Annotated in this window: 7 protein-coding genes; 1 reads left to right on the top strand and 6 read right to left on the bottom strand. The window is 74.5% G+C overall.

Annotation, left to right across the window (positions count from 1 at the left end; translation table 11 throughout):
• Positions 1–35: 35 nt before the first annotated feature.
• The 5 genes from FMEAI12_RS07180 to FMEAI12_RS07155 all read right to left on the bottom strand — a co-directional run bounded on the left by FMEAI12_RS07180 (position 36) and on the right by FMEAI12_RS07155 (position 18,186).
• Positions 36–971 carry an alpha/beta fold hydrolase gene (locus tag FMEAI12_RS07180; RefSeq protein WP_071066802.1) on the bottom strand — a complete coding sequence of 312 codons (936 nt, stop codon included), beginning with the start codon at positions 969–971 and terminating at the stop codon, positions 36–38.
• Between the two features lie 101 nt (positions 972–1,072).
• On the bottom strand, positions 1,073–1,411 hold the full coding sequence (locus FMEAI12_RS07175; RefSeq protein WP_071066803.1) for an acyl carrier protein: 339 nt from the start codon (positions 1,409–1,411) through the stop codon (positions 1,073–1,075).
• Complete coding sequence (locus FMEAI12_RS07170) at positions 1,408–6,618, bottom strand: type I polyketide synthase (protein WP_112105415.1); 5,211 nt, start codon at positions 6,616–6,618, stop codon at positions 1,408–1,410. Before FMEAI12_RS07170 ends, FMEAI12_RS07175 begins: the two co-directional genes overlap by 4 nt.
• Positions 6,611–15,142: a type I polyketide synthase gene (locus tag FMEAI12_RS07165; protein ID WP_112105418.1), complete on the bottom strand. Its 8,532-nt coding sequence runs from the start codon at positions 15,140–15,142 to the stop codon at positions 6,611–6,613. Before FMEAI12_RS07165 ends, FMEAI12_RS07170 begins: the two co-directional genes overlap by 8 nt.
• Before the next feature lie 2,012 nt (positions 15,143–17,154).
• Positions 17,155–18,186, bottom strand: a complete 1,032-nt coding sequence (locus FMEAI12_RS07155; protein WP_041254861.1) for a LuxR C-terminal-related transcriptional regulator — start codon at positions 18,184–18,186, stop codon at positions 17,155–17,157.
• Between the two features lie 459 nt (positions 18,187–18,645).
• Between FMEAI12_RS07155 and FMEAI12_RS07150 the strand changes: the two genes are divergently transcribed.
• Complete coding sequence (locus FMEAI12_RS07150) at positions 18,646–19,308, top strand: hypothetical protein (RefSeq protein WP_112105413.1); 663 nt, start codon at positions 18,646–18,648, stop codon at positions 19,306–19,308.
• A 46-nt stretch (positions 19,309–19,354) separates the two neighbouring features.
• On the opposite strand, the gene FMEAI12_RS37880 is transcribed toward FMEAI12_RS07150, so the two are convergent.
• A partial coding sequence (locus FMEAI12_RS37880; protein WP_235013785.1) for a helix-turn-helix transcriptional regulator occupies positions 19,355–19,703 on the bottom strand: 349 nt, incomplete at its 5' end.

Here is a 19,703-nt window from a genome sequence, read left to right as displayed (position 1 = left end):
TCAGCCCCACCCTTCGCGAGCCGCACCGGTGACGGTCAGGCCTCGGCCGACGAGCCGGCCCGCGCCGCGGACAGCGACGTCGTGGGCTCGTCCCCACTGTTGAGGTTCGGCGGCGGGATCATCTGCCGCACCCAGTCGGGAGTGTCGAACCCGGCGCCGCGCACCTGGTGCGAGGGCATCGGCTCGGACCGCCGGAACAGCCACCAGCGCAGCAGGTCGCGCAGGTAGTCGGCCGCCTCGCGCAGCACCATGTGGGTGTGCTGCTCCAGGACGACCAGGGTGCAGTCCGGGACGAGCTCGGCGAGCCCCTCGGCCTGGTCGATGATGTCCGAGTTCGCCCCGTAGACGGCGAGCACCGGCATCGGCAGGCTGGCCAGCGCCTCCGGCGAGAACGGCGGGGTCGCCAGCATGTCCTCGGCGATCGTGGTCTCCTTCAGCAGCGCCTGCGAGGCGCGCGTGATCCGGGAGACCGCGCGGCCGGCGGAGTTCGCCAGCCACTCCTCCACCTCCTCGTCGGTGACGGCCGCGAGCACCTGGGTCAGTGAGCGCGCCATCTCCTCGCCGAGGCCCTCGATGAGGAACGGCGGCTCGATGAGGGTCAGGCTCGCCACCCGCTCCGGGCGGGCCAGGCCGAGTGCGAGGGTCAGCGTCGCGCCGTAGCTGTTGCCCACGACGTGCACCGGCCGGCGCACGTCGAGCGCGTCGAGCAGGCCCTCGAGGTCGGCCATCGAGTCGGCCATCGTGTAGCCGGTCGGGGTCCGCTCACTGCGGCCATGGCCGCGCAGGTCGTAGCAGATGACGTCGCATCCCGCCCCGGCCAGGCAGTTGCCCAGCGCGAAGTAGAAGCTGGCGATGTTGTCCATCACCATTCCGTGCACCATCACCACGACCGGCGACTCGGGACCGGCCCCACCCTTGGGCCCCAGCCTCTGCACATGCAGACGGACGCCGTTCGCGACGATCTCAGCCACGCACTCTCTCCCTAGCTTCGTTCACGAAGGTTGTGCGCGCGGCGCGCCCCGCGCCGCGCGCATACGAGGTCCCCGTAGCCCCCCGCCGACCGTGACCGCCGCTAACGGGCGGCGGCCGGCGTGTCGGTCTCGAGGCTGTCGACGATGAACTGGACGACCTCCCCGACCTTCATGTTGATCACCTGGTCGACGTCCATCTCCGAGAGGAAGCCGACGAAGTCGACGTGGTCCCCGTAGGTCTCCCGGAGCCGGTCGGCGAAGGTCACGAACTCGATGCTCTCGAGCTCGAGGTCCGCGTTGAAGGAGGTGTCCATGTCGATCGACATGTCGACGATGTACTCCTCGCCGATCACGTCGCGCAGGATCTCCGTCACGTCCGCGAGCACCTGGTCGGCGCGGGTCGCCGGGTCCGCGGTCATGGTCGACTGGTCGGTGGTCATCGCTGGGTCTGCTCCTTCTGCTGATCGGGCTGCGTACCGGTCCGTGCGCCCGGCCGGTCACCGGCCGGGCTGGTGGGTTGACCGCCGGGCCGCCGCGTGGGCGGGCTCCCGGCCGCGCCGCCCGGAGGCCTCGCGGATCGCTCGATCCGTGGCGAGGTCCAGGCCACGATGTAGCCGCCGGCGGGTACGCCGCCGGGTGCGGCGACGCGATCGCCGGTTCCGGCGGTGTGACCGCCGGGTGCGGCGGTGCCGGATGCGGCAGTGTGATCATTCGGTTCGGTGTCGGGACGGGGCCGGCCGGTGGTGTCCATGGTGCGCAGTGCCACCCACCACGTCTCGCTAGCCCCCGCTCCCACTTCCGCCGGGGCGGCGTGCCCGGCCGCGGCCGGTGCCGCCCCCGGCCCGCCGTCCGGGGCGGAGACGGTGACTGGAACCAGCGTCGGGGCCGGCAGGCCGGTCGCCTCGGTCGGCGCGCCGACCAGATGGGCGACCACCCCGCCCGGCCCGCGCGGCACCGCCGCCAGGACGGCGGATCCGCCCGGTCGCGGCCGGCCGACGACGAACCGCCGTTGATCGCCGACCGGCCCGGTCCCGTACGTCTTCGCGGCGGCCTGCTTCGCCGCGGCGAACCGCGCGAGCCAGACCGCGCGGACATCCGGATCCGCGCCGGCCAGTTCGTCGAGCAGGCTCAGCTCGGATTCGGCGAGCACGGCCGCCTCCGCGTCGGGCCCGCGCCGTTCGATGCGCTCCAGAGCGATCCCCACGCCGCCGACGTCCCGCGGGTCGTCCACCGCGAGGGCGACGGCGATCTCCGGACGATGGGCGATGCTCACCTCGGGGCGGGTGAGCTCGGGCAGGCCCGGTCGGGTGGGCACCGTGCCGACGACCAGCCGCCCGGACACCAGATCCGTCACGCCGACCTCGATCGGCCACACCGCGCCGGCCCCGCGCTCCCACCAGCGGCGCCGCACGGCGTCCTTGGCCGCGATCCGCCCCAGCAACCAGGACCGGGCAGCCAGCGGATTGTGGCGGGCCAGCCGCGTCCGCTCGTCCGCGTCGAGGTAGTGGCGCAACGACAGCTCCCGGGACGCCGGGTCACGCCAGTGCTCGGTGACCACCACCCAGCCGTCCGGCGTCAGGTGGCTCTGCGTGTTCGCCTCCGGCGCCAGTGCCATCGACCACAGGACGTCGTCCTCGGTGAACCGTCGGTCGGTCCAGCCCTGGATGTGCCCCCACAGCCGTCCGCCGGCGTCCCGGATCTCCATGTCCGCGGTGGCGGTGCGGTCGGTCACGTCCCGGATCCGGCCCAGGTAGGACATCCGCGCGCCGACCGGCGGCGGTGGGCCGAAGAACCGCATCGAGGTGACCGAGGCCGGGAAGAGCAGCCAGTCCGACGGCAGGTACTGCATGCCCCAGTAGCCGAAGAACTGGCCGGCGTTGTCGAGCAGCGCGCCGCTGGCGGGCGTCACCCGCAGCCAGCCACGCAGCCCTGTCGGGGCCATCCCGTCGACGGACTCGACGCCCTGGTAGCCGGGCCCGTGGAAGAGCAGCCGGTCGTCGTAGATCGCGCGGCCGGTGTGCGGGGACGGCGACTCGCCGGGGATCACGACCTCCCCCGCCGCGCCCGGCGCCGGGACGAACCCGGTGGCCGTGTCGGTCACCGGCGGCGGCGCCGGGTAGGCGTCGGCGAAGACGACCGTCGCCCGCGTGTAGCCGACGACGTCCACCCGGACCTCGTCCGGGCCCAGCGGCGCGCAGGTGATCGTGACCTGCACCGGCGGCTCGATCGCCAGCCAGCGGGTGGCCCGCACGTCCCGGACGGCCACCACCGCGCGGCCGGGCATCAGCGCGCTCGCCTCAGCCATGATCATTTCAAGCACGCCGGTCAGTGGCACGACCGGGAACAGGTCGGACGGGTCGGACCACCCCGGGGGCTGCCGGTAGAAGCAGTGGTCGGCGACCTCGGGCATCGTCGCCAGCGAGAGCTCCCGCCGCACGGTCCGCCCACCACCCGGCCCACTCGCCGCCGGCCCGGCCGGCGCAACAGGCACGGAGGTCGCCGCCGGCGCCGTCGAGGGGGGACCGGACGCCCGCGTCGCGGCCCAGCGGTCGGTGACGGTGGACATCACCGCTCTCGCGTCCGTGACCGCCGCGCCCAGCTCGGCGAGGACGGCATGCCGCGCGGGCCCGCCGAGCCCGTCGGCCACCTGGGCCGGCGTCTCGCCGACGGGACGTCCCGCGGCCTCGCCGCTGATCCGGGACGGGAGCGACGCCGCGAGGTCCGGCGCGTCCGCCCCGAGCCGGACGAGCGGCGTGCCCAGGCGCAGCCGCACCGCGCGCCCGGGCCGAGCCGGCGCGGCCGTCTGAGGCACCCGGGGCGCCCGCGGCTCCCTGGCCGGGACGGTGGCGGGCTCTGGTCTGGTGTGGCAGGGCAGGACGTCCAGGCGCGGCGCGGCGCCCTCGGCCCACAGCGCGACCGCGACCCGCCGGAGCTGGTCGAGGCCGGACCGCTTGACGGTGTTCGTGACCAGCGACGCGTGCTCGTCCCCCGGCCCGTTGAGGGTGTCGTCGACGAATCCGGCGACGCTGCCCATCCCGACCTGCACGAACACCCGGACGCCCGCGGAGTGCAGGCGCCGCGTCAGCTCCCGGAAACGCACCGGCTCGAGCAGGTGCCGGACGGCCAGCTCCCGGATGTCGTCGTGTCCGGATGGATACGGAGCCACCGTGGTGGCGGACCACACAGGCACCCGCGCCGCGTGCAAGGGGGTGTTGTAAAGGCCGTCCTGCAGGCGCTTGAGGTGCGGCCGCAGGAACGGGGAGTGGAAGCCCGAGCGGAACGGCAGCGTCTGCCCCAGCACCCCGCGGGCGCGCAGGCGGGCGAGCGCGGTCTCGACGCTGTCCACCCGCCCGCAGATGATCGACTGGTGCGGGCAGTTGTCGTGCGAGACCACGATCTCGGGCAGTCCGGCGATCACCTCGGCGGCGACCTCCGCGCCGCAGCCCAGCGCACCGAACACGACACCGGGCACCTCGAGCGAGGCCGGGTCGAAGACCTCGATGAACTCGTCGGCGTAGTCGTCGCTCATCAGCCCGGCCGAGAGCATCGCGTTCCACTCGCCCACGCTGTGCCCGGCGACCAGGTCGGGGACCACCCCGAGGCGACGCAGCGCCGTGTCGAGGACCCGTCCCACCTGGACGCTGGCGACGCCGTGGCTGCCGAGCTCGGCGGTGTCGCCCACCTCCGGACGCGGCAGGCCGAAGTGGTCGCACACGTCGTCGATCCGCGGGGCGAACTTGTCCTCCAGACCGCAGAACAGGAACGCCAGCCGCGGTCCGCCCGCGGCGTCGGACGCCGGGCGGTCGCCGAGCAGGGGCTCGGGGACGAACCAGAGATCGTTCCGCCCGCGCCAGGCGGTGCCGCGGGCCGCCACCGTGCGGGCCAGCGCGAGCCGGCGCGGGGTGGGCGCCACCAACGCCAGCCGGAACGGCCCACCCGCCGGCGGGGACGCGGCGTCGTCGCGCCCCAGCAGGTCGGCGTCCGGGACGTCGAGCTGGGCGACGATCTCGGCCGCCGACGAGCCCGCGAACAGCAGGACCCGCTCGGCCTCCGGGTCGGGCCCGAGCACGGCACCCGTCCCGGCGACGGCGGTGGCGGTGGCGGCGGAACCGACGGAACCGCCGAAGCTCACCGGGTTGACGGCGCCGGCGTGGTCGTCGAGGCACTCCTCCAGGACGACGTGCGCGTTCACGCCGCCGAACCCGAAGGCGTTCACCCCCGCCCGCCGCGGCGCGGAACCGGACGGCTCCCACTCGGCCGCCGTCCGGACCGGGGCGAAACGGCTCCCGTCGAACAGCGGGTGCGGCTCGTCGCAGTGCAGCGTCGGCGGCAGGGTGCGGTGGTGCAGCGCCAGCGCGGCCTTGATCAGCCCGGCCATGCCGGCGGCGGGCATCGCGTGCCCGATCATCGACTTCACCGACCCGAGGCCGACGGGGCTCGCCCCGACCTCGCCGCCGAAGACCTTCGCCAGCGTCGAGAGCTCGGTCCCGTCGCCGGCCGGAGTCGCGGTTCCGTGCGCCTCGATCAGCCCGACCGCGCCGGGCGCCGCCGGGTCGAGGCCGGCGTCCGCCCAGGCCCGCTCGATCGCCAGGATCTGCCCGGAGGACGCGGGTGCCATCAGGCTCGCGGTGCGCCCGTCGCTGGACGTCCCGGCGCCGCGCAGCACGGCGTAGACCCGGTCGCCGTCGCGGCGGGCGTCGGCCAGCCGCTTCAGGACGATCATCCCGACGCCCTCGCCCATGAGCAGGCCGTCGGCACGGCGGTCGAACGGCCGGATCCGCTGGGTGGGCGAGAGCGCCCGCAGCAGCGTGAACAGGCTCCAGAACGAGACCTCGTGCACGATGTGCACGCCGCCGACGATCATCGCGCCGGCCCGGCCGCCGGCCAGCTCCCGCACCGCGATGTCCACCGCGACCAGGGACGACGCGCAGGCCGCGTCGATCGTGTACGCCGGGCCGTGCAGGTCGAGACGGTTCGCGATCCGCGAGGCCGCCAGGTTCGGCACCAGGCCGATGGACGCCTCCGGCCGCTGCGGCCCCAGCCGGGCCAGGAACGCGTCGACGACCTGGTCGACGGCCGCGTCCGGGACGTCCGGCAGCACCTCGCGCAGCGTGGTCGCCAGTTGGTGCGAGGTGCGGACCCGCTGCTCGAGCCGGGCGACACCCGGCCCGACGTAGCCGCCGCGGCCCACCACGACGCCGACGCGGCCGCGGTCACCGAGCGTCTCGGCCCCGCCGGCGTCGTCCATGGCCTCGGCGGCGAGCCGCAGCGCGAGCAGCTGGTCGGGCTCCGCCCAGTCGACCGAGACCGGGACGATGCCGAACCGGGCCGGGTCGAACGTCGCCAGGTCGTCGACGAACCCGCCGCGCCGGCAGTAGAAGCCCGCGCCGTCCGGCCGCCGGCCGCCGTCGCGCCGGTCGCCGCCGGGCTGCCGGTCGCCGTCCGTGGCCGGCCCGGCGTAGTACTCGTCGAGGTCCCAGCGGCCCGGTGGGACGTCGCTGATCGCGTCCACGCCACCGACGATGTTGTGCCAGTAGGTGTCCAGGTCGCCCGCGCCGGGGAACAGCGCGGACATCCCGACGATCGCGATCTCCTGCCCGCCCGCGCCGCGGGGGCCGCCGCCGCTGTGGCGGGATGTGTCACCCATCGAACGACCCGACTCCCGCGCACATGTAGACGACCTGGGTCGGCGCGTCCGCGACCGGCTCACCGAGCTCTCGCAGCAACGCGGCGACCCCTTCGCCGGGGTCGATCAGGCCGATGCCCCGGCGGGCGTACTCCCGGGACAGCTCGGCGGACACCATCCCACGGCCGGCGGCCGTGTCGGTGCCCCAGGGACCCCAGTCGACGCTGACCACCCGGCCGGCGAAGCGCGCCGAGGCGGTGTGCGCGAGGGCGTCCAGGGCGTCGTTGGCGGCGGCGTAGTCGACCTGCCCGCGATTGCCGAACACCCCGGCCACGCTGCCGAAGAGCACAACGAAGCCCACATCGGGCCGCAGCGCGTCCAGTAGGGCGCGCGCCCCGTCGACCTTCGTGCGGAACACCCGGTCGAAGGACTCCGGCGACTTGTCCCGCAGCAGCCGGTCCTCCAGGACGCCGGCGCCGTGCACGACACCGTCCAACCGGCCGTGGCGGGCGTAGACGTCGGCGACGACACCGGCGACGGCGGTGACGTCCCGCACGTCGATCGGGTGGTAGCGCACCGACGCGGCGACCTCCCGCAGCGCGGCGAGCGTGGCACGGATCTCCCGCTCGGCCAGGATCCGCCCGATGCGCGCCTCGATCTCGGCCGGGCGGCGCACCCCCGTCGCGATCAGGGCCCGGCGCAGCGCCGGGGCGTCGAGCGCACCCGCCGTGGCCTCGTCCTCGGGCGCGTCCGGGACGGGCGTGCGCCCGACCAGTTCGACCGCGCAGCCGGTGGCACCCGCAAGCGCCAGCGCGGTACGGGCCGTGATCCCACGCGCACCACCGGTCAGCAGGACGACGCCGGACCTGTCCAGCCCCGGCGGAGCGGCGGCGGCCCGAGGCGATCCGGCGGCCGCGGACCCCGGCCCGGCGGTGACCGCGACCAGGTCGGACATCCGCAGCTCGGGCGCGATCCGGACGCCGTCGCGGTAGCCGACGACGACCGGCGCGGCCGGGTCGAGCATCTCCGCGAGCAGGCTCTCCGCGATCCGCCGCGGCTGCGCCTTGGGATGGACGTCCACCAGCCTGATCAGGAGGTCGGGCAGCTCACGGGCCAGGGTCCGGACCAGCCCGGCCATGCCGGCGCCCGGGCCCGGGTCGCCGATCTCGCCGTTGCGGCCGAGATCACCACCGAGGCCGGTGACCGCGACGAGCCGCCGGATTCCGGCCAGCGCGGCGGCGCGCAGCGCCGGGAACGCCGCCGGCAGACCGCCCACCGGCCCCGCCGAGCCCTCGGCCGAGGCGGCCCAGAACAGCCCGTCGGCGGCGATGCCGGAGGCGACCAGCTCGCCCAGGGCGGCGTCGTTCGCCGAGATGATGCGGACCTGCGCCCCGGCCTGCTCCAGCAGGGTCGACAGCGCGAGGCCGATCCCGAGCCCGCCGTCGACGACGGCGAACCGGGCGCCGTCCAGCACCGCCGCCCGACCAGCGGCGACGACGTCATCCCAGGACGGCAGCGGAGCCAGTTCGGTGGACTCCACCACGAACCGACGCAGCGGCACCCGCTCGGCGAACACCGGGTCCGTCGAGCCCCGCGGGGCCGAACGCACCCCCCAGCTCTCCGGTGCCGACGCGGGCCGTGGCGGGGCACCGGCCGGCGCTCCGAGCGGCGCGGACATCACCGGAACACCCGCCGGCACCGGAACGGCCGTGGCCGGCGCCGCGGCGGCCGACGGCACGCCAGCCCTGTTCCGCGTACCCGGCGCGGGCGGCCTCGCCGCGGCCGTTGCCGCAGCGGTTGCCGGGACGGCGGACGCCGGGACCGCCGCCGACCCGGCCCACGGCCCGCCGGACTGCCCCCGGCCGCCGGCGCCGTCGGCGGACCGACGCTCGGCGCGGCTCTGCTCGGGCACCTCGACCTGTCCGGGCCCGGCCCATCCCGCGCCCGCGCCGGCGCCGGGCCCCGCACCGTGGCCGGTTCCGTCCCCGGCGGTGATCGCCGGGGTGGCGGCCTGGTCGGTGGACTGGTGCTCCACGATCCAGGAAACGATCCCCCGGACCGTCTTCACCGCCGCCAACTCCTCCACCACCGACTCATCCACATCGCCCGCACCCACACCAGCCAGACCCACCCGGCCCGCAAGCTCCCCCAGAATCTCCGTCCGCTTGATCGAATCGATCGACAGATCAGCCTCAAGATCCAGATCCGGCTCCAACATCTCCGCCGGATAACCCGTCAGATCCGCGATCACCCCCACCACCGCATCCGCCACAGCCTCCGCCGACAACCCGGCGGACGGCCCACCCGCGGGCGCGGACCCCTCGGCCGCGGCCAGGGGGGCGCCGGCCGGAAGCACGGCAGGCACCGTGCCGGCGGACGGACCGGCGGCCTGGTCGGTGGACTGGTGCTCCACGATCCAGGAAACGATCCCCCGGACCGTCTTCACCGCCGCCAACTCCTCCACCACCGACTCATCCACATCGCCCGCACCCACACCAGCCAGACCCACCCGGCCCGCAAGCTCCCCCAGAATCTCCGTCCGCTTGATCGAATCGATCGACAGATCAGCCTCAAGATCCAGATCCGGCTCCAACATCTCCGCCGGATAACCCGTCAGATCCGCGATCACCCCCACCACCGCATCCGCCACAGCCTCCGCCGACAACCCGGCGGCAGCCGATACGCCCGCCTCCACCGCGGCCGGCACGGCGGCGACCAGCGCACCGGCCTCCACCGCGGCCGGCATGGCGACAACCGGCGCCGGCATGGCCGGGGCCGACGCGGCCGGGGCCGGCGCGGCCACGGCGGGCCCGGCAGGCGCGGCGGTCACAGCGGCCGGCATGACGGCCGCCGGGGCCGCCGGGGCCGGCAGGGTGGTTGCCGGCGTCCACCGCCCGGCACCGTGCTCGACCGGCGCGGCCGCGGCGCCACCCAGATACGTCAGCAGGACGTCACGCTGCGCCGCAACAAGATCACGACCCGTCCGCAGGAACTCGAGGACGGCCGCGTCGGCGGGGCTGGCGACCGGGGCCGGGGCAGCCGGACGGCCGTCGACCACCTGCTCGCCGGAAGTCCCGGCGGCGGCGAGCGCGGGCCCGGACCCGTTCGGCCCCGGGTACCAGCCGTCGCGGTGCCCGTTCGCGTGCCCGTTCATCATCTGAGGGCCGTCCACTGGAGTGCCTCCTGCCGATCCGCCGGCCACCACTGGGCCGCCCACAACTGGGTCGGCCACCGCTGGGTCGGCCACCGCTGGGCCGGGCGCGAGCACGCGCCAGGCCCCGGGGCCGTCCTGCCTGCCTGTGTCACCGGACCCACCCGTCCCAGCCGTGGCCGGCTCGGTCCCCACCGCCGGCGCGACCGGCGGAACCCGCCGGGCGGGCCGCAGACCACCGGGCAGGTAACCGCCCTGGCCGGTCCGCACATACGCGCCGTCGATCAGCCAGCCCGGGCGCCGCGGCATCCCGTCGGCCGGGACCGTGCGGGTGTCGCGGCCCGCGAACAGGGCCGACGGGTCCATCTCCACTCCGGCCGCCGCGAGCTCGGCCACCGCGAGCAGCAGCCGGCGCAGGCCGTGCTCCCCCGGTGCGTCGGTCGCCACGACCCGGTGCGGACGTCCGGCGAGAATCTTCGCCGTGAGCTGGGAGAGCACCCGGCCCGGCCCGGTCTCGACGAAGACCCGCACGCCGGCCGCGTACATCGCCTCGATCTGCTCGACGAAGCGAACGGGGGCCGCGACCTGGCCGGCCAGCGTCGCGCGCGTGCCGTCCGGGGTCCGCGGGTAGGGCGCGGCGGTCGTGTTGGACCACACCGGCAGCGTGAGATCGCCGACGGCCGTGGCGGCGAGCTCACCGGCCAGCGCCTGGGCCGCGCCGGCGATCACCGGGCTGTGAAAGGCGCAGGCCACCGGGATGCGCCGGGCCGAGAGTCCGGCGTCCTTGAGCCGGCCGACCGCGGCGTCGACGTCGGCGGTCGGCCCGGAGATCACGGTCTGGCGGGGCGCGTTCTGGTTGGCGAGCGCCACTCCCGCCACGGTGCCGTCGGCGGCGGGCACACCGAGCACGTCCCGGATCTGGTCGGCCGTCGCCGACACCGCGGCCATGGTGCCCGGGTCGCCGCCGGCCGCCGCGAGGATCGCGTCGGCGCGGGCCCGGCTGAGGCGGACGAGGTCGGCCCGGTCGTACGCCCCAGCCGCGCACAGCGCGACCAGCTCGCCGTAGGAGTGACCGGCGACGTGGTCGGGACGGATCTTCAGCCCGGCCAGGATGTCGTGGACGGCCAGCCCGGCCATTCCCAGCGCGGGCTGCGCCGCCCGGGTGTCGGTCAGCGCCGCGGCCTGGGCCGCCCGCTCGGTGTCGCTGAAGGCGGCCGGGGGGAACATCGTGGCGGCGACATCCGGGGCGAGCTCCAGCAGGGAGCGCAGGCGCGGGAAGGCCACGAAGAGATCCGCGAGCATCCCGGGCCGCTGGCTGCCCTGGCCGGGGAAGAGGAACGCCACCGAACCGGAGCCAGAGCCCGCGACGGACGTCCCAGCACCGGCGGAGGTGGCACCGGAGGCGCCGGCCGTTCCGCCCGCGGCGCCGGCCTCGTCCTCGGCGTGGACGAACACGCCGAGGCGGGAGTCGGACCGCGGCTCCCGCGCCCGGTCGAGGGCGGCGGCGAGCTCGTCCAGCTCGTCGACGACGAAGGCGATCCGCACCGGGCCGCCTCGCTCCTCGGCCGCGGTGCGGGCGAGATCGCGCAGGTGGTAGGGCCGGCCTGCCTCCTCGTTGGCGCGGGCCAGCTCGGCGAGGCGGTCCAGCCGGCGCAGCGCGGCGGCCCGGTCCCGGCCGCGGATCACGAACAGCTCCGCCGGCCACCGGTCCAGGCCGTGCGCGGGCTCCGGTGCCTTGTCGTAGGCCGACACGACGACGTGGAAGTTCGTCCCGCCGAACCCGAAGGCGGACAGGCCGGCGTGGCGGCGCCCGGCGGGCGCGATCCACGGACGGGCCTGGTCGTCGAAGTAGAACGGGCTGCTCTCCCGCTCCCAGTACGGGTTGGGGCGGTCCACGTGCAGCGTCGGCGGCCGCACACCGGTCTCCACCGCGCGTGCCACCTTGACCAGCCCGGCCAGGCCCGCGGCGCACTTCGTGTGGCCGATCTGCGACTTCACCGAACCGACCGCGCACTGGCCGACGGCGGCGCCGTGCTCGGTGAACACCTCGGTGAGCGTGGCGAGCTCGGTGCGGTCCCCCACGACTGTTCCGGTGGCGTGCGCCTCCAGCATGCCGACCTCGGACGGCGAGATTCCCGCCGTCGCGTAGGCCCGCTCGAGGGAGATGACCTGCCCGGCCTTGCGCGGCGCGGTCAGGCCGAGCGCCCGGCCGTCGGAGGAGCCTGCGACCGACCGGATGACGGCGCGGATCCGGTCACCGTCGCGCTGCGCGTCCGCGAGGCGCTTGAGAACGACGACGGCGACACCCTCACCGAGGCTGGTGCCGTCCGCGCTGGAGTCGAAGCTGCGGCAACGGCCCCCGGGAGACAGCGCGTGCACCGAGGCGAACAGCAGGAAGTCATGGACGCTGGAATGTGTGTCCACACCCCCGCACAGCACCATGTCGGACGAGCCCGCCGACAGTTCCTTACACGCTGCGTCCAGGGCGGCCAGTGAGGAGGCGCACGCCGCGTCGACGGTGAAGTTCAGGCCACCCAGGTCGAGCCGATTCGCCACCCGTCCTGCTATGACGTTCGCGAGCAGGCCGGGAAAGGAATCCTCGTCGAGCTCGGGCAGGAGCTCCTCGAGCTCGGCGGGAAGCTCACCGACCCAGGCCCGGTGCGCGGAGCGGAATCCATACGTCGTGGAAAGGTCGGACCCTGATTCAGCGCCGAAGACGACGGAGGTGCGTCGGCGGTCGAACGGCCGGTTCTCGTACCCGGCGTCGCGAATCGCCCGGGCGGCGACCTCCAGCGCGAGGAGCTGACCCGGATCAATGCTACGCAGAGAACGCGGCGGTATTCCGTAGGCGAGCGCGTCGAACGGGATTCTCGGCAGGAATCCGCCCCATTTGGACGGCGTCCGCCGGCCGGCGTCCTTCACGACCGATTCCGGGTCGTAGTAGAGATCCGCGTCCCACCGCTCGGGTGACACCTCTGTTATCGCGTCGACGCCGCCGACCACGTTGGCCCAGTAGTCCTTCTCGTCGGAAGCCCGCGGAAACACCGCTGACATACCGACGATCGCGATGTCGAGCGACCGCGCCGCCTCGCGCACGGCGGCCACGGACCGCGCGGCGCGCTCGGCCTGGTCGCCGTCGGCCGCGTCGGTGCTCCCGGCGGTGCGCTGGGCCGGCAGCGCGGCGACCTGCCCGGTCGGCCCGCCGGCCCGCTCGGCCGCCCGCTCGGCCGCCCGCTCGGCCGCCCGCTCGGCGACGAGCGCCGTGGCCTGCTCGGTCACCTCGGCGTGCAGCCGGCCGATCGTCGTGCGGTCCGATCGCAGGGCCGCCACCTGGCCGATCATGAACATGCCGTCCGTGGCCTGCTCGCGGGGCCCGACCGCGACCAGCTGGCCCCCCTCGCGGCGGACGCCCCGGCTGGCGATCCGCAGCCGGCCCAGGTTGAGCGACTCCAGCTCGGCCCACATCTGCTTGCGCGCCACGCCCGCGGCCGTCAGCTCCTCGCGCCGGCGCAGGAAGGTGTGCACGAACTCGGACTCCACACACCGGGTGGCGTGCCCGGGCGAGGTCTCCAGCAGCACGGTGCGGGTGGCGCCGATCGCCGCCTCCTGGAAACCGGGCATGATCGCGCCGTCGGCGACCGCCTCCTCGGTGAACAGGTAGGCCGTCCCCATGAGCACACCGACCCGCGCGCCGCGGTCGGCCAGCGGCGCCGCCGCCGCCGCGACCATGGCCGCCGAGGTCGCGTCATGGATGCCGCCCGCGAACAGCACGTGGACGTCCTGGAGTGACCCCGGCTCGTCGCCGGCGGCCCGGGCGAAGGCGAGCAGGCGCGTGATCTGCGCCTCCCACAGCGAGAAGCTGGCCCGCGGCCCGACGTGGCCGCCGCACTCGCGGCCCTCGAAGACGAACTTGCGCGCCCCGTCGGTGAGGAAGCGGTCAAGCAGCCCCGGCGAGGGCACGTGCAGGAAGGTGTCGATGCCGGCGGCCTCCAGCGGCGCCGACTGGGCCGGCCGGCCGCCGGCGATCAGCGCGCAGGGCGGGCGCACCTCGTGCACCGCCTCAAGCTGGGCCGCGCGCACCTCGGGCGGCGCGAACCCGAGGATCCCCACGCCCCAGGGCGAGTCGCCGAGCAGCTCGGCGGTCTCCGTCAGCAGCGTCCGGGTCGCGGCGCCGTCCAGCAGCGCGAGCGCGAGGAAGGGCAGCCCGCCCCCGTCGGCCACCGAGCGGGCGAACCGCGCCCGGTCACTGACCCTGGTCATCGGCCCCTGCGCGACCGGGTAGCGCAGCCCGCGGGCGGCCGCGAACGGCGATCCCGGCGCGAGCGGCCGGTGGCGCGCCGCCGAGTCTAGGGCGGTCCGCACGGACTCCCGCACGGCCCGCACCACGGCGCTCGCCGACACATACCGGTCGGCCAGGTCGGCCGCCAGCGCACCGTCCTGCCCGACCGGGAGAAGCTGTTCCCGCAGGTCGCGTCCACCCAGCCGCAGTGCCACCGGGCCCCGCTCGCCGCCGACGGTGGATGCCGTGGCCGCCGGCGCTGTTGCCGCCGGCGCGGCGGACGTCAGCGCGCCGTCGGAGGCGAGCTCGCCGCCGGTGTCCCGGAAATCCGTGGCCGGCTCGTCGCCGTCCTTGGGAGCACCCGTGCCGGCAGGCCAGCCGACCAGCCGGGCGACCGGCAGATCCGGGCGCACGTAGACGCGGTGGCCCTCGATCAGCGCGGTCTCGCTGCCGTCCATGGCGCGAACGGCGGCCGCGATCTCGGTGGGCAGCTCCATCTCGCGAACGAGCGCGAGCTGCGAGTCCAGGACCACACCGGCCGCCCCGCCGGCGATCGCCGCGGCGGCCGTGGCCGGACCAATGCCACCAGCGGCCCACACGGGGGCAACGGTCCCGTCCCGCCGTGTCGCCTTCGCGGCGATCAGGTGCTGTAGCAGAGTGAACGTCGTGAGGTCACCGACCCGTCCGCCGGCCTCACTGCCGCGAGCGACGAGGCCGGCCGCTCCCGATTCGAGCGCGCCCATCGCGTCCGCCACGGACAGCACCTCGACGAGGACACGCCGACCGCGGCCGGCCGCCTCGGCCACCGTCCACGGGGCGTTCACCCCGAGCAGCACCGTGTCGACGCCGGCAGGCAGGTCACCGCTGCCGATCGGGCAGCCCTCGGGGACCCGGACCCCGAACGGCGCGGTCGACCAGGCGGCCGCGGCGGCCATCGACTCCCGGCCGCGGGCCGGGTCGAGGCCGAGATCGAGGATTCCCAGGCCGCCGGCGTGGCCGACCGCCGCCACCAGGTGCGGCGCGGGCTCACCGAACGGGCTGACGACGACGACCAGATCCCGGTCTCCGGGCTCGACCGCCGCGGGCCTCGGTTGGGCGCTGAACGAGCTGCTCATCGGATGCTCCTCCTGGCCAGGCACCACCGTGATGGGCGACGACCGGGAACGGATGCCGTCGGCGCCGGCCGGCGGGCCGGGGTCGGATTCGGGCGGGCTCGGCCGGCGGGCGCCGGTGAACCACGGGAGAGATCGCCGACAGACCGCCGCTGATCCGCGCGCCTCGCGGTAGTCCGGTGTCGGCGTCGTGGGGCGATCGGCATATCAGGCAGGTGCAACTCCATATGAGGGACAGAACCGGCGACCGGCCCGGACTCCCCGCCGCCGGCGACGATTCGGTCGTAGTGACTGCGGCCCGGTCCGATCGGCTCACCCGAGGCAGCGAACGTGCGCGAAATACTAGCCCGTCCGGACGGGGTCTCCACAACCAGGGCGCGCCACGAAACGATCAGGTGCCCCCGCTCATCACCCACGCACGCCGGCGAACACATGGAACGCGGCGCGGCACGCTCCACGGCGATCTCGGGGCCGACCGCACCCGACGTGTTGTCCCGCTCCACGGGCAGCACGCGTTTCGCCGTACACCCGATGTTCGCCGCGACGATGCCGCACACACGCCTGGAACGGTTGCGATTCTGCACCTCGCCCGGATTCTTTCCGGCGCGCGCACAGAGTGACATGTCATGCCGTCCGGGTGCGGAGCGTCGGCGACCGAAACCACCGGGAATCAGTGCCGGCTTTCCCCGGACCGGCACCGCGGCCCCGACGGCGGACCGCACCCGCACCCCATGACATGACATTCATCCAGCCGTTCCTCCGGTGACGATCTGGAACAGCCACCGACGCCAGCCTGGGCCGGACGGGCGTGCTGTCGGCAGACTCGTCTCTTCTGACCCCCACATACGCAGTGACATGGCCCGTTCAACCTAGTCACCATAACCGAGTGGCCGCAAGCATAAGCGCCGCCCATTTCTCTCGCCCATCTTGGATCCGCCCCCTCGATCGCGCTCGATCGCGACAAATACCCAGTTCACAAGGGCTTTTCCAACGCGATCAGGGCACCGCACGGATGTCGCCCGGGCTCCGGGCAAGCCACACGAGACCACGGGGAGCATTCCGCGACGATGCCGAGCAGGCGGCAAGACCACCCGAAGTGACTAGAGCCAGGTCACGGCCTGGGAGTCCTTGCGTCAGAGTGCTCGGACGACTCTCCCGAGTCATTCGTGGATGCCCGGCCAGGGCTCAGGGGCCGCATCGGGTCAGGAGCGCATCGGGTCACCGACGCGTCACCTCAGGGTCTGTCGGGTCAGGGTGTGCCGGGTCAGGGCGCGGCCGGACGGCGGCGGCGACACGACGGCGACTCGGCGACGGCGACCACAGCGACGACCGGCGACGACGACAGCGGCGGCCCGGCGGTCGGCGGGCGAGGCGCAGGCGCCGACCAGCAGCGATCGGCGGCGCGCCGAGAAGGACGGTTCCGACCGGAGTACTCCGAACACCGGTCCACTCGCGGCCAGGGGGTCAGGGGGTCACGACCTGCCGCGACGGCCTGTCACGCGCACCGCTGAGGCGGGGCGCTCATACGGCGGGGGCGGGGCCGCGATCGCGGGGCTCGGCGCCTGGCCGGACTTCGCGAGGAAGGACGACCGAACTGTCACAACGGACGGCCAATCCATCCGGTTCCATGCGGGCCGCTCCATACCGGCGACCTGCTCCATACCGGCGACCGCCGTGGCGCGTGGCCGAGCCCTCGGACGCGCCGCGCGCCGGGCGAGCGCGGGCGCGATCCGGTGTACGTTCCGCCTGGGCGCCGATCTCTCGACGTCCGGGCTATGTCGGGCCGTGGGCTGGTCCGACGACCCTGCCGGGCATGCCGGCCGGGCGTTGCTATCCGGGCGCAGGTGCCCCCGGAGGGTGCGGGTCGGGCGAACCCGCACGGACGATCATGAACAGGTTGTGCTGAGGAGAGCGATCGGCACCGGGTGGGCACCCCGCACCGCCCGCTCGTGCGCCGCCGGTCCGCGGACCCGCGAGCGCCCCGACCACGGCTGGCCGGGATACGACGGCACCGGCTACGGGCGGGGCAGCCCCGGCGCCGGCATCGAGCCCATCTCACGCTGCCAGGCGAGCGCGAGCTGGGTGCGGTTGGAGCAACCGGTCGCCACGAGCGCGTGCGTCAGGTGGTGCTTGACCGTGTCGATGCTGATGCAGAGGGCCTCCGCCACCTGCCGGTTCGACTGGCCCTCCGCCACCAGGCGGACGACGTCGCGCTCACGGGCGGAAAGCTTCGCCGTCACGGCCGGGCCCGGGTTCACCCGGATGTAGAAGCGCAGCAGGTTGCCGAGGTGGCGGGCGAGCACGGCGCCCACGGCGCGGTCACGCGGCCCGAAGGCACCGGGCCGCGGGTCCAGCAGGGAGACGACCGCACCGACACCGCTTCCCCCGGCGAGCCTGATCAGCAGCTTCGCGTGGATCCCGTGGGCGCGCAGGAAGCGCTCCAACCGCAGCCGGACTTCGGGCCGGTCGGGCACCCCGATCTCGTCGAGCGTTACCAGGCCACGCTCCCACATCAGTCGCAGGCTCTCCGGGTCGTTGAAGACCTCGAGGCTGCGGTACCGCTCCAGGAAGGGCCCGGCCATGCGCAGCGCGAGACCGCGACCAGTCGGGCGGGCGTCCTGGAAGGTCGCCTGCGGGGACGAGCCGAGGAAGAACGCCGAGTGGCGGTAGCCGAGATGGCGGGCCATCCCGTCGAGCGCCGCCTCGCGGAACGCCGGCAGCGACGCCGCTCGTTCGCAGTCCTCGACGACGCGGAGCACGCCGCGCAGCTCCGCCGCGCCGAGCGCCAGATCCCGCGGCACCTGCGGCCCGCGGGCCGCGACCGGGGCGCGGCCGGGCAGTCCCGCCGCCACCGCGCCGGGACGGGTACGGGCGCCCGGGTGGCCCACCGCGGACGTCGCCGAGATCGGCGCGTGCCGCATCGTGGGTGCCCGGTGCGGGGCCGCCACGCCGGGCGGCCGAGAAACCCCCGCCGATGTGTCCATCGTCACGGCGAGCCGGCCGGTGGCCGGATGGCCGCTGGGGCTACCATCGGGATTGCTGAGCATTCGGTCAGTCACACATGCCTCCGGGGGCAGACCGACACCAGGTCACTGGCCGGTAGTCGCGAATCAGCCGGCGTATTTCCGGCCAAGCTGGACATGTTCGGCAAGCCTAGGGCCGCGACTACCCAGATGCCAGTCCGCGAAGCCTACTTTCTGACGCCTGATAAGCCTGGCCCGCTTATGTGAATAATGAACCTCAGTTCATGCGTCATTTCCCCGCAGGACACCGTTGATCGTCACGACTGTGACACGCACAGTCACATCAACGCAGCGCCTCCACCACCCAAAGGTGCCAGCAACCGCCCTCAAATTGGCCCGGTCCGACCACCACCTCCACCTTCGGCTGCACGCGTGTAATCGCCTGCCACAGAGGGTAGTTTTCTCACCGAGCGTATATTTGACGATCACATTCGATCACCATTGCGGTCGGCCCACGAGGCCCGCCGAAATGAGGTGAAGCGAGTGACGACCGGATTCGCGATCTTCCTCATCGCCGCGGGCGCAACGCTCCGCTATGCGTTGTCCTATCGGTTGACCGGCATCGACCTGCGGGTCCTCGGTTCGATCATCATGCTGGCCGGTGGAGCCACCCTGCTCGTCTGTCTCGGGCGCGGTCTACGCCCGCCGCGCCGCCGCCGACCGGCAGCCATTGCCGCGACGCTTCCACTTCCTCCGTTTCCCCCGCGTTCCCCCTCGGCGGATGGCACGACCGAGCGGTTCTGGCCGCAGGCCGGCACTGAACGGTTCGGGACAGAGGAGCCAACCGGATTTCGTTTCCCGGCCGCCGGACCACCCCCGGGCCAACATCCCCACGCGGGCATCCCCGCCATGTGGGAGGACCTCGGCCCCAGCGGTTTCCCCAGCCCCGCCGGGCAGGTCTACAACCCCGGGTACCCCCACGAAGGTGGTCCCGAGTGGTGGGGCGCCGGAGAGAGTCCGCCCCGCTCAGACGTCGCACCGGGGTGCTGCGACACCGGCCCGGACCTGGGCCCGCCGCAAGGCGGCGAGCCCGCCGCGGGCACCCCCGAGGAGCCCGGCGAGCACGCCCGTCACCTGCCACCGAGGGCCGTGTGGCACCTCGACGACGCGGGATGGCCCGACGAGACACACCGCCCGGCGGGCTGACGACGTGTGCCGATCCCAACAGATGCCGATCGCCACAGGTGGCCGATCACAACAGGTGAAGGGCACGCGCACGGTGGACGGCGTCCCGGCGCCTGGCGACGTCCAGCTTGCGGTAGATGCTCTTGAGGTGCGTCTTGACGGTGTTCACCGACACGTACATCTCGGCCGCGATCTCCGCGGTGGTGAGCATCGTGGGCAGGTAGCTGAGCACCGCGAGCTCGCGCTCGCTGAGCCGTTCGGCCGGCTCCGGCCGGTGCTCCCCACTCCCCGGGCGCGGCCCACCACCCACGCTCCCACCACCGGGGCCGCCTCGGCGCCGGGCGTCACCGGGGCCGCCCGCGGGCGCGCCATCGGGGCGCCACGGCCCCCGGGACGACCCGAGCCCACCCACGCCC

Source organism: Parafrankia sp. Ea1.12 (genome assembly GCF_900465275.1).
GTDB classification, from domain to species: Bacteria; Actinomycetota; Actinomycetes; order Frankiales; family Frankiaceae; genus Parafrankia; species Parafrankia soli.
Note: the sequence above shows the minus strand (reverse complement) of the source record. Positions and strands in the feature narration are given on the sequence as shown.

Coding starts and splice junctions, on each gene's coding strand:
- FMEAI12_RS07155 (WP_041254861.1), bottom strand. CDS start 18,186: ATGCTCAGCAATCCCGATGGTAGCCCCAGCGGCCATCCGGCCACCGGC.
- FMEAI12_RS07170 (WP_112105415.1), bottom strand. CDS start 6,618: ATGGGTGACACATCCCGCCACAGCGGCGGCGGCCCCCGCGGCGCGGGC.
- FMEAI12_RS07175 (WP_071066803.1), bottom strand. CDS start 1,411: ATGACCACCGACCAGTCGACCATGACCGCGGACCCGGCGACCCGCGCC.
- FMEAI12_RS07165 (WP_112105418.1), bottom strand. CDS start 15,142: ATGAGCAGCTCGTTCAGCGCCCAACCGAGGCCCGCGGCGGTCGAGCCC.